Origin of the sequence: Micromonospora sp. NPDC047548 (assembly GCF_040642975.1) — a bacterium.
GTDB lineage: Bacteria > Actinomycetota > Actinomycetes > Mycobacteriales > Micromonosporaceae > Micromonospora.
In genome coordinates, this window is record NZ_JBEYTI010000010.1 from 131377 (window position 1) to 141951 (window position 10575).

General features: G+C 69.6%; 11 protein-coding genes. 8 read left to right on the forward strand and 3 right to left on the reverse strand.

Features of this window, described 5'->3' with window-relative positions; translation table 11 throughout:
* Positions 1-15 precede the first annotated feature (15 nt).
* Positions 16-585: a permease gene (locus tag ABZ807_RS13735; protein WP_357156435.1), complete on the reverse strand. Its 570-nt coding sequence runs from the start codon at positions 583-585 to the stop codon at positions 16-18.
* Between the two features lie 175 nt (positions 586-760).
* Between ABZ807_RS13735 and ABZ807_RS13740 the strand changes: the two genes are divergently transcribed.
* The 8 genes from ABZ807_RS13740 to katG all read left to right on the forward strand — a co-directional run bounded on the left by ABZ807_RS13740 (position 761) and on the right by katG (position 8310).
* Positions 761-1399, forward strand: coding sequence for a TetR/AcrR family transcriptional regulator (locus ABZ807_RS13740; RefSeq protein ID WP_357156437.1), 639 nt, complete (start codon positions 761-763; stop codon positions 1397-1399).
* Between the two features lie 292 nt (positions 1400-1691).
* Positions 1692-2024, forward strand: coding sequence for a hypothetical protein (locus ABZ807_RS13745; RefSeq protein WP_357156439.1), 333 nt, complete (start codon positions 1692-1694; stop codon positions 2022-2024).
* Positions 2024-2227 (forward strand): rhodanese-like domain-containing protein, encoded by a 204-nt coding sequence (locus ABZ807_RS13750; protein ID WP_357156441.1) that lies wholly within the window; start codon positions 2024-2026, stop codon positions 2225-2227. Before ABZ807_RS13745 ends, ABZ807_RS13750 begins: the two co-directional genes overlap by 1 nt.
* A 3-nt stretch (positions 2228-2230) precedes the next feature.
* Entirely contained in the window at positions 2231-2728 is a 498-nt protein-coding gene (locus tag ABZ807_RS13755) for a hypothetical protein (RefSeq protein ID WP_357156443.1), read from the forward strand.
* Between the two features lie 358 nt (positions 2729-3086).
* Positions 3087-4343 (forward strand): MFS transporter, encoded by a 1257-nt coding sequence (locus ABZ807_RS13760; protein ID WP_357156445.1) that lies wholly within the window; start codon positions 3087-3089, stop codon positions 4341-4343.
* Between the two features lie 111 nt (positions 4344-4454).
* A complete protein-coding gene (locus ABZ807_RS13765) occupies positions 4455-5078 on the forward strand; it encodes an RraA family protein (protein WP_357156447.1) in 624 nt (207 codons plus the stop codon).
* Positions 5079-5636: 558 nt separating this feature from the next.
* On the forward strand, positions 5637-6041 hold the full coding sequence (locus ABZ807_RS13770) for a Fur family transcriptional regulator (protein WP_357156519.1): 405 nt from the start codon (positions 5637-5639) through the stop codon (positions 6039-6041).
* Between the two features lie 64 nt (positions 6042-6105).
* On the forward strand, positions 6106-8310 hold the full coding sequence (gene katG / locus ABZ807_RS13775; protein ID WP_357156521.1) for a catalase/peroxidase HPI: 2205 nt from the start codon (positions 6106-6108) through the stop codon (positions 8308-8310).
* Positions 8311-8412: 102 nt separating this feature from the next.
* On the opposite strand, the gene ABZ807_RS13780 is transcribed toward katG, so the two are convergent.
* Together ABZ807_RS13780 and ABZ807_RS13785 are read right to left on the reverse strand one after the other, a co-directional pair.
* On the reverse strand, positions 8413-9240 hold the full coding sequence (locus ABZ807_RS13780) for a PIG-L family deacetylase (RefSeq protein ID WP_357156449.1): 828 nt from the start codon (positions 9238-9240) through the stop codon (positions 8413-8415).
* An 86-nt stretch (positions 9241-9326) separates the two neighbouring features.
* Positions 9327-10505 (reverse strand): aminotransferase class I/II-fold pyridoxal phosphate-dependent enzyme, encoded by a 1179-nt coding sequence (locus ABZ807_RS13785; protein ID WP_357156451.1) that lies wholly within the window; start codon positions 10503-10505, stop codon positions 9327-9329.
* Positions 10506-10575: the final 70 nt, after the last annotated feature.

A 10575-nucleotide genomic window follows, 5' to 3' on the forward strand; every position in this document is an offset into this window, starting at 1 on the left:
CTGGGAGCCGGGTACTCAGATCCCCGCGATGTCGAGGGCCAGGGTCAGCGCGCCGCATCCCACGATGAGGGCGGTGACCAGGTTGACCCGCCGGGCCGGCCCGCCGGCCTGCTGGGCGGCGCGCCAGTACAGCGCGGCCCCCACCAGCACGAGCAGCGCCTCGATGGCGGCGGTCACCGCGTGGTACCGCCACAGCCCGAGTCCCAGCCGCGGCAGGTCGCCCAGGTTGCCGGGCAGTAGCGGCATGTCGGTGTGGTGTACCACCAGGTCGAGCAGCCAGTGCGAGAAGACGACCGCGCCGATGACGGCCCCGCAGCGACGGCCCCACCAGCGGGTGCAGAGCAGTCCGGTCGCGGCGGCGATGACCAGCGCGCCGAGCAGCGAGTGGGTGTAGTCGGCGTGGATGATCCCGTCGCCATACCCGCCGTTCGTGCCCGGCACGTTGTCAATGCGCTCGACCCCGGCCAGGTACAGCGGCACGAAGATGACGTCGAGCCAGACCGTGGCGAGCATGAGCGCCCAGAGTGGTACCGGCCGCTCGACGGACTTGACCGCCGCGGCGAGCCCGAAATGCCCGGTGACCATCACTCGCCTCCCTTTTGCGGCTTCGGCCAGGGCAGCTTGGCGTCGAGGACGCCGATGAGGGCCGCGAAGAGGATCGTGCCCAGGAGGTACGACATGAGGGGCTCCACTAAGTGAACTATGGTTGCGTTAAGCTGAGGATGGCAGACGGCAACCTTTAACGCAACTGGAGTTTCGATTGGCATCGGATGGTGCCGGCTCGCTACGACCCGGAGGCCGCACGGCCCGCACGCGCGAGGCGATAGCGGTCGCCCTGCAGGCCGAGCTGCTGGACGTGGGCTACGGCGGAACGACGATCGATCGCATAGCCCAGCGCGCAGGGGTGGCGAAGACCACCGTGTACCGCCGATGGGGCAGCGTCGGCCAGCTGGTCGTGGACATGTTCACGCAGGCCGCCGGCGCCCAGATCCCCATCGCCGACACCGGCTCCCTCGAGGGCGACCTGCGCGAACTGGCCCGCAGCAGCATCGCACTACTGCAGACCCCCCAGCGCCGGACCATCTTCGACATCGTGGTCCGCGAGGCCGTGCACGACCCGACCGCGCGCGCCGCCCTCACCGCTTTCTTCGCCGCCCGCATTGACAACGCCGCTGTGATCGTGCGGCGCGCCGTGGCACGCGGCGAGGTCCCCGCCGACACCGATGCCGCCGAGGTGATCCGCCTGGTGGGCGCCCCGTACTACGCCCGCCTGTTCATCACCGGAGACCCGATCGGCCCTGAGGACGCCGACCGCGCGGCCGCCGTGGTCGCCCTAGCCGCCCGCGAGGGCCTCCTGGCGACCCCTGCCCGGCACCAGCACTCGACACCGCCCGCATGACGTGCGCGCGGACGCGGCACAGAACGCGCAGCCGCGACACGACGCGCGGTGGCAGCGCAGCAACTCCGCCGTCATCGCCGGCCAGACGGGGTGACCACCCTGTAGTGGGACGCAACCACGCCGTCCGACCTGTCACCCGGCCGAGATGAACGCCAGCGCCGCCTCCTCGAAGACCTATCCTGGAGGGGGTGGACATGCAGCCGGCCGACCAGGACCATCGGCTGCCGCATGGCTAGGCTGTCTACCCGCACGCCGACCTGCTGCCGTTCGGCCTGTCGTCGAGGAAGGACGGATGAGCGTGATCGAGGTGTTGTACTTCGACGGCTGCCCAAACCATGAGGGCTTCGTGTCGCATCTGCGGGCGCTGCTCGACACCGCTGCGGTGGGCGATCCGATCCACGAGCGCGCGGTGGAGACCGACGTCGATGCCCAGGCACACCGTTTCCTCGGATCGCCGACGCTGCGAATCGACGGCGTGGACGTCGACCCGACCGCCGCGCAGCGCACGGATTACGGCCTGCAGTGCCGGCTCTACCCCACCGAGGATGGCGTTCGCGGCACCCCGCCCGATGAGTGGATCCTGGCCGCCCTGCGGCGCCGGCAGTCCGCCTTGGCGGGCGACTGATGGTCGCCCGGATCGATCTGCCGCAGCTCCGTGCGCTGCTCGACGCGGGCGCCCAGCTCGTCGAGGTGTTGCCCGCCGCCGAGTACTCCGGCCAGCATCTGCCCGGTGCGCTCAACATCCCCCTCGAGGTCCTCAGCCCCGACACGACCGCTGGCCTCAACCGCACCCGTCCGATCGTCGTCTACTGCTGGGACGGCCTTTGAGACATGAGCCCGCGAGCCGCGTGCCGGCTCGAAGCCCTTGGGTTCACCGACGTCTACGACTACGCAGCCGGCAAGGAGGACTGGCTCGCGCACAACCTGTCCATCGAGGGCCTCGCGGCCAGCGCACCTACCATCGGTAGCCGGCTGCGCCACGACGCTCCCACCGCCCGACCTTCCGATACGCTCGCTGCCGTCCGCGCCCGCGTCGACGCCTCCCCGTACCGGTTCGCCCTCGTTGTCGCCGGCGATCGCACTCTGCTCGGCCGACTCCGGAACGCCGCCCTCGATGCCGACCCCGGCACCGCGGCCCACGAACTGATGGAGTCCGGTCCCTCGACACTGCGCCCTCACTTGGCCTTGGCCAACGTCGAGTCATACCTGCGCGCCCACCACCTGACCTACGCGATCATCACCGATCCGGAAGGCCACCTGCTGGGTACGGCTCACCGCGAGGACTTGACAGGCGCGACCGAGGACAGGCGTGCAGAGGGTCCGGGCTGACCTGCTGGGGAGGTTGGATTGGGTTGTCGGCGGCGGATCCACTCGCTGGCCTGGCTGGGGTCTGGAGTTGTGGGCTGACGATCAGGGCCGGCGGCTCAGTAGCTGCGGCACAACGTTCAGGCTCCCGGGTGTCGACCTCGCCGCGCCCCTTGCCGCACTCGCTGAACAGTTTGGCAAGTACTGGCCGGTCGAAGAGCACCTCAGGGCAACGACGTCGGCATCAACTGGTTGCGCCGACGGAACATCGGAGGCATCGCGGCCCACCTTGCTGCTCGCGTGCCCTCGATGGGGCTGAGTAGCACCGAACCTGCTGGACCGCGGTTTGCATACCGTACGTACGTACTGTTAAATCGTCGGCGTGATCGGCAAGCTGCTCCCGGCCCCAGGCACCCCGCGCATCCTTGTGTTCGCCACCCTGGTGAACACCTTCGGCAACGGTGCCTACCTCACGACCAGCGCGCTGTTCCTCACCCGCTCGGTCGGGCTGACCCCGGCCCAGGTCGCGATCGGGTTGAGCGCCGCTGCCCTTGCGGGCATGGTCCTGACGACGCCGATGGGTTACGTGGTGGACCGCCGCGGACCGCGCGACGTGCAGATCGCCGCGCTGATCACACTGGCGGCGAGCTTCGCCGCGATGACGCTCGTCCGCGGCCTCTGGTCATTCGCCGTGCTCGCATGCGCGATCGCGGTGGGCGACGCGACGGTGAAGGCGGCGAGCGGCGCGATGATCGCCGGAGCCGTGCCGCCGGAGGAGCGGATGCGTACCAGGGCCTTTGTTCGCTCGACGAACAACGCCGGCATCGCCCTCGGCACCCTCGCCGGCGGTGTTCCGCTGCTTCTGGACAGCCGCGCCGGTTACCTGGCTGTGCTGCTCGTCAACGCGGCGACCTGCCTCGGCGCGGCGCTGATCGTCGGCCGTGCGGCCCGGGTGGCCCCGGCGAAGGCGCCCGCGAGCGGCCCCCGGATGGTGGCTCTGCGGGACCGGCCGTTCCTCGCGTTCGCGCTGGTCGACGGGCTGGTGGCGGCCCTCTACAACGAGCTGCTGAGCCTTGCGCTGCCGCTGTGGCTGATCGCGTATACGCACGCCCCTGTCACCCTCGTCTCGGCGGCGCTGCTGGTGAACACGATCGGCTGCGTGACACTGCAGGTGTGGGCTTCGCGAGGTACGCACACCGCCGCCGACGCGATCCCGGTGACGCGGCGCGGCGCCCTCGTCGTCGCGGCATCGTGTGTCCTGTTCGGGCTGACGGCAGACCGGCCGTCGTGGCTGGTCAGCGTGCTGGTGCTGGTGGCGGCGACCGTACACGTGCTCGGCGAGCTGTGGCTGGCGAGCGCGACGTTTGCGGTCGTCTTCGACCTCGCTCCGGACTGGGCGCAGGGCCAGTACCAAGCGGCCTACCAGACCGGGCGGCAGTTCGGAAACATGGCCGCACCGTCGTTGCTGATCGCGCTGGTGATCGGCTTGGGAGTACCGGGCTGGATCGGACTCGCGGCGATCTTCGCGGCCGCGGGCCTGACCTCCCCGCACATCATCCACTTTGGGCTGCGCCGGGCTCAGTCGCGCCGCCAGGACGCGGAGACCGCCAGCGGAACGCAGCTTGCCCACGTTAGCTGACCTTCCTCAGACGACGGTTCAGCTTCCATGTCCGCCGGCACCCACCGCCACGACCAACAGATGCCGTACTGCAGCTGCCACATGAGAGGGACACCCGAGATGGAGGAAGATATGAACGACATCACCGGATTCGAGAACATTCCCCCGACCACCCTCGCCGACCTTTTAGGACGCGAGCAGGTCATGGATATCGGGATTCGTCCTCTGTGGCCTTTAGAGCGGCGGGTTGCCGGCCCGGCGTTCACGGTGCGGTGCCCTCCGGGCGACAACCTCATGCTTCACGCGGCTATCTATCGGGCGGAGCCTGGGTCGATCATCGTCGTCGAAGCGGGGGACGTGGACTATGCAGTTGCGGGAGGAAACGTTTGTGCCGTCGCTCAACGTCGGGGGATCGCGGGGTTCGTGGTCGATGGGGTGATTCGGGACCTCGCCGAGGTGCGCAAGATGGGCTTTCCCGTCTTTGCCAGGGGAGTCATCCCTATCCCGGGGAGCAAGGCGGTCGTAGAGCCACTCAATGGCCAGGTGCGGTGCGGCGGTGTGAACGTGAGTGCCGGCGATATCATCGTGGCTGATGAAGAGGGCGTTGTGGTCACTCCCCGGGCCCGTCGGAGGCAGGTGCTCCTCGACGCCCAGAAGAAGTTGGCCAAGGAGGCCGACGAATCCCTCGATGTCTGGGAGGAGGCGCATCGAGCCCGCATCGACAAGATCCTGGCTGAAAACGGCTTCGAAGACTGATCGAGGCGATTCAAGTCTCGACGCCGGTGCCGGGCAGAGGTGGTAGGAAACCTTCAAGGTGCGGACACGGACGCACGCATCTCCCCTCTGAACGGGCGAGGTTCGCTCGGTCGTCAAGTAACGGGTAGAGGTGCTTGACGCGGCGTGCCCTGCAGGGCGGGACTTGCACTGGGAGCAGAGTGGGGTGCACGTCAACGAAGTGGTCATCGTTTGCCGAAGTGCTCGTGCAGCCCGCCGCCGGCCATGGCCGTGAGCAGCAAGAATATAACCGTTTGACGTGTTTGATCTCCCAGTGAAGACCGAAGTGGTCAGCCCGCGCTGCTCCCTGCCTGGCTGGTGCAGCCGGTCGTCTCAAGCCCTCTGGCGCCGGCAGTGGCTGCGGAGGCCAGCGAGATCGCGGCCCGCTCCGCTGGCGAGGCAGAGGCTGCCGGCGTTGCCGTCATGAGCGCGGCGGCGCATGGCCAGGTGGAGACCTGGGGCGACGCCCAGGCTACTCTTGACTGATTCCAGAAAACCGGCCAGACTGCGCTCGTGGCCACGACCCTGGACTTCCAGCAGATGCTGCGCGGGGCAGCGTTGCGCGTGACCCGTCCTCGGGTGGCGGTGCTGAGCGCGGTGCACGCGCATTCGCACGCCGACACGGACTCGATCATCGGTGCCGTGCGCAGGGATCTCCCTGGGGTGTCCCGCCAGGCCGTGTACGACGTGCTGCGTGCGCTGACGGCCGCGGGTCTGGTGCGGCGCATCGAACCGCCCGGCTCCGTGGCGCGCTACGAGTCGCGGGTCGGGGACAACCACCACCACGTGGTGTGCCGGTCATGCGGTCTGATCGCCGACGTCGACTGCGCCGCTGGCGAGGCGCCTTGCCTTACCGCGTCCGACGATCGCGGCTTTTTGATCGACGAGGCCGAGGTCGTCTACTGGGGCCTGTGCCCCGGCTGTTCCACCGCATGCAGTTCGTGAACGCCCCTTGATCCGCCTAGGAAGGATTCCCGTGCACGAGAACCACGATGCAGTCGTCGGCGACATGAACTCGGAGGAGAGCGAAGGTCGCTGCCCGGTCACGGCCGCACGCGCCCCGCACCCGACCCAGGGCGGGGGGAACCGGGGCTGGTGGCCGAACCAGCTCAACCTGAAGATCCTTGCCAAGAACCCCGCCGTGGCCAACCCGCTCGGTGGGGAGTTCAACTACGCCGAGGCGTTCAGGTCCCTCGACCTTGCCGCCGTGAAGCGCGACGTCGCGGAGGTCCTGACGACGTCGCAGGACTGGTGGCCGGCCGACTACGGCCACTACGGCCCGTTCATCATCCGCATGGCGTGGCACAGCGCGGGCACGTACCGCATCAGTGACGGCCGCGGCGGCGCCGGCGCCGGGCAACAGCGCTTCGCGCCCCTCAACAGCTGGCCGGACAACGCAAATCTCGACAAGGCTCGCCGGCTGCTGTGGCCGGTCAAGAAGAAGTACGGCCAGAACCTCTCGTGGGCCGACCTCATGATTCTTGCCGGTAACGTCGCCCTGGAGTCGATGGGCTTCACGACCTTCGGCTACGCCGGCGGTCGGGAGGATGTCTGGGAGCCCGACGAGGACGTCTACTGGGGTCCCGAGTCCACCTGGCTCGGTGACGAGCGCCACACCGGCGTCCGGGACCTTGAGAGCCCGCTGGCCGCGGTCCAAATGGGCCTCATCTACGTCAACCCGGAAGGCCCGCATGGCAGCGGGGACCCGCTCGCCGCGGCCAGGGACATCCGCGAGACGTTCCGCCGCATGGCGATGAACGACGAGGAGACCGTCGCGCTGATCGCCGGTGGGCACACGTTCGGCAAGACCCACGGTGCGGCCGACCCGAACAAGTACGTCGGTCCCGAGCCCGAGGGCGCCTCGCTGGAGGAGCAGGGCCTGGGCTGGACCAACACCTTCGGCACCGGCAAGGGCGGCGACACGATCACCAGCGGGCTCGAGGGTGCGTGGACGAACACCCCGGTGGCGTGGGACAACAGCTTCTTCGAGATCCTGTTCGGCTACGAGTGGGAGCGGACGACGAGCCCCGCCGGTGCGATCCAGTGGAAGCCGAAGGATGGTGCCGGGGCGGGTACCGTCCCCGACGCCCATGACCTGTCGCGTAGTCACGCCCCGACGATGCTGACGACGGACCTCGCGCTCCGGGTTGACCCGGTCTACGAGCAGATCTCGCGGCGCTTCCTCGAGCACCCGGAGGAGTTCGCGGACGCCTTCGCCCGGGCGTGGTTCAAGCTGACGCACCGCGACATGGGGCCTGTCGCGCGCTACCTCGGGCCGGAGCTCCCTGCCGAGGCGCTGCTGTGGCAGGACCCCGTCCCGGCGGTGACGCACGAGCTCGTCGACGCCGAGGACGTCGCCACCCTCAAGGGCCAGGTCCTCGCCTCGGGGCTGTCGGTGTCCCAGCTGGTCTCCACCGCGTGGGCGTCGGCGTCGACGTTCCGGGGAAGCGACAAGCGCGGCGGCGCCAACGGGGCGCGCATCCGTCTCGAGCCGCAGAACGGTTGGGAGGTCAACAACCCCGACGAGTTGGCCACGGTGCTGGGCACCCTGGCGGGGATCCAGGAGGCATTCAACGCATCCCAGACCGGAGGGAAGCAGGTCTCGCTCGCCGACCTGATCGTGCTCGGCGGGTCAGCGGCCGTCGAACTGGCCGCCAAGAACGCCGGCCACGCTGTCGAGGTCCCCTTCACGCCCGGACGCACGGACGCGTCGCAGGAGCAGACCGACGTGGAGTCCTTCGCCGCGCTCGAGCCGACCGCGGACGGGTTCCGCAACTACCTCGGGAAGGGCCACCGGCTGCCGGCCGAGTTCCTCCTGGTCGACCGGGCGAACCTGCTGACCCTGAGCGCGCCCGAGATGACCGTGCTCGTCGGCGGTCTCCGCGTCCTGGGCGCGAACGTCAAGCAATCGTCGCTCGGTGTCTTCACCGAGACCCCCGGGTCGCTGACCAACGACTTCTTCGTCAACCTGCTCGACCTCGGCACGACGTGGAAGGCGACGTCCGAGGACGCGACCACCTTCGAAGGTCGCGACGCCGCCACGGGCGAGGTCAAGTGGACCGGCAGCCGCGCCGACCTCGTCTTCGGTTCGAACTCCGAGCTGCGCGCGCTCGCGGAGGTCTACGCGAGCGACGACGCGCGAAAGAAGTACGTGCACGACTTCGTCGCGGCGTGGGTCAAGGTGATGAACCTCGACCGGTACGACCTCGCCTGATCCTGACGTCCAGGCCGGCCCTCATGGGCCGGCCTGGACGGCCAGTGAAGCGCCGTGACGGGTACGACCACGGGTACGAGAGGGCTATCTGCGCCGGCTCGGTCAGCGCAGTCCGGCGAACAGGTCGTCCTCGGGTATCGGCGCGCCAGTGGTGTCGCGGACCCGGACGAAGGTCTCCATGCCCATCAGCTCGGTGAACCGCTCCCTGCCAAGTTGCAGGAAGAAGATGTTCTCGGTCTGACTGGCATGCGTGGCCAGCGCCTCGAACTTCTGCGCACCGTAGCTGCTCGTGTCCACCCAGGTGGTGATCTCGTCGTCGGGCAGGCCGAGCTGGGGCTCCGCCGCCGACGCGTCCGGCTCGGCCCACTCGACGCCGAGCTCCTGCATGATCCGGCCGAATTCCGCGAACGCCGAGCGCGGCACAGTGGTCCAGTACACCTTCGCGGGGATGTCCGTCATCGCGACAGCGGCCATGGTGATTCTGTGCGCCTGGATGTGGTCCGGGTGGCCGTAGAAGCCGTTCTCGTCATAGGTGACGACGACGTCCGGCCGGTACTGTCGGATCAGCTCCGCCAGCCGGCCCGCCGCCTCCGCCACCGGCGTGGTCCAGAACGTGCCGGGCAGGTCGTTGGTCGGCCAGCCCATCATCCCGGAATCGGCGTAGCCGAGCGTCTCCAGGTGGGTGACCTTCAACGCCGCGCAGCTGGCCTCCAGTTCGTCCTGGCGCATCGCCACCACGGCGGCCGGGTCGTGCCCCGGGTCGCCGGGCTTGACCCCGCCGGGGCCGTCGCCACATCGCCCGTCGGTGCAGGTCACGAGCACTGTCGAGATCCCTTCCGCCGCGTAGCGGGCAAGGACACCACCGGTGCTCGTCGCCTCGTCGTCGGGGTGGGCGTGCACCGCCATCAAGGTCAGAGATCGCTCAGCCATGCCATCACCCTACGAGGGTCGTCGCGACCGTGCGGGGCCAGCGGACGACGCCGCGTCCAGCTGTTCCCACACGCGCCAAGGCCCGGCTAACCCAGGTCGGCCGCGTTGTCCAACGCCGCCAGGAAGTCGTCCACCAGGTCGGCGGTGTCCTCGATGCCGGTGGAGACGCGGACCAGCCCGTCCCCGATACCGGTGGCGGCCAGCTGCTCGGCGTCCACGATCCCCGCCCACATCGACCGGGGGTGCACCACCAGCGTGCTGACGCTGCCCAGGCTGGCCGCCCGCTTGGCCAGCCCCAGCCCGGCCAGCAGCGCGGCGACCCCCGCCCGACCCGCCTTCAGGTCGACGCTGAGCACCCCGCCGAAGCCGGTCATCTGCCGGCGGGCCAGCGCCTGCTGGGGATGCGACGGCAGCCCCGGGTAGCGGACCCGGGCCACCGCCGGGTGTCCCTCCATGGCCTGGGCCAGGGCGAGGGCGTTGGCGTTGTGCCGCTCCACCCGCAGCGGCAGCGTACGGATACCGCGCAGCAACAGCCAGGCGTCCACCGGGCCGAGGGTGCTGCCTGTGACGATCGCCGTCTGCCACACCCGCTCGACCAGCTCGGCGGAGCCGACGACCACCCCCGCCGACACGTCGGAGTGGCCGCCGAGGAACTTGGTGCCGCTGTGCCAGACCAGGTCCGCCCCGGCGCTCATCGGACGCTGGTTCACCGGCGTGGCGAAGGTGTTGTCGACCACCACCAGCGCGCCCGCCGCATGGGCCACCTTCACCACGGCCGTCAGGTCGGTCAGCTCCAGCAGCGGATTGCTCGGCGTCTCCACCAGCACCAGGCGGGTCCGTGGACGCAACGCCCGCTCGAACGCCCCGGTATCGGTCTGGTCGACCTGGGTGCTCGAGACCCCGAAGCGCGGCAGCAGGCCGGTGGCGAGCGAGGTGGTGCCGCCGTACATGCTGCGCTGCACCACCACGTGGTCCCCGGCGGAGAGCAGGGCCAGCGCGACGGTGCTGATCGCGCCCATCCCAGAGGCGGTGACCAGACCTGTCTCCGCGCCCTCCAGCTCGGCGACCACGGCGGCCACTTGGGCGTGGTTGGGGTTGCCGTATCTGGTGTAGAAGGTGCTGCCCCGGGTCTCGGTGGCGATCGCGGTGAACCGCTCGTCGGACTCGGCGCTGAAGGTCGCGCTCTGCACGATCGGCGGTGCCACCGCCCCGCCGGGGATCAGGCCGTCATCGCCGTGCACAGCGGTGGTGCTGAAGCCGGTCACAATGCTCCTCTCGTGGATCGGGTACGCGCCGGCGTCAGCCAACGGGCCGGCCGGGCGACCGGGGCCGGAC

Coding starts and splice junctions, on each gene's coding strand:
- ABZ807_RS13735 (WP_357156435.1), bottom strand. CDS start 585: ATGGTCACCGGGCATTTCGGGCTCGCCGCGGCGGTCAAGTCCGTCGAG.
- ABZ807_RS13745 (WP_357156439.1), top strand. CDS start 1,692: ATGAGCGTGATCGAGGTGTTGTACTTCGACGGCTGCCCAAACCATGAG.
- ABZ807_RS13750 (WP_357156441.1), top strand. CDS start 2,024: ATGGTCGCCCGGATCGATCTGCCGCAGCTCCGTGCGCTGCTCGACGCG.
- ABZ807_RS13755 (WP_357156443.1), top strand. CDS start 2,231: ATGAGCCCGCGAGCCGCGTGCCGGCTCGAAGCCCTTGGGTTCACCGAC.
- ABZ807_RS13765 (WP_357156447.1), top strand. CDS start 4,455: ATGAACGACATCACCGGATTCGAGAACATTCCCCCGACCACCCTCGCC.
- ABZ807_RS13770 (WP_357156519.1), top strand. CDS start 5,637: ATGCTGCGCGGGGCAGCGTTGCGCGTGACCCGTCCTCGGGTGGCGGTG.
- katG (WP_357156521.1), top strand. CDS start 6,106: ATGAACTCGGAGGAGAGCGAAGGTCGCTGCCCGGTCACGGCCGCACGC.
- ABZ807_RS13780 (WP_357156449.1), bottom strand. CDS start 9,240: ATGGCTGAGCGATCTCTGACCTTGATGGCGGTGCACGCCCACCCCGAC.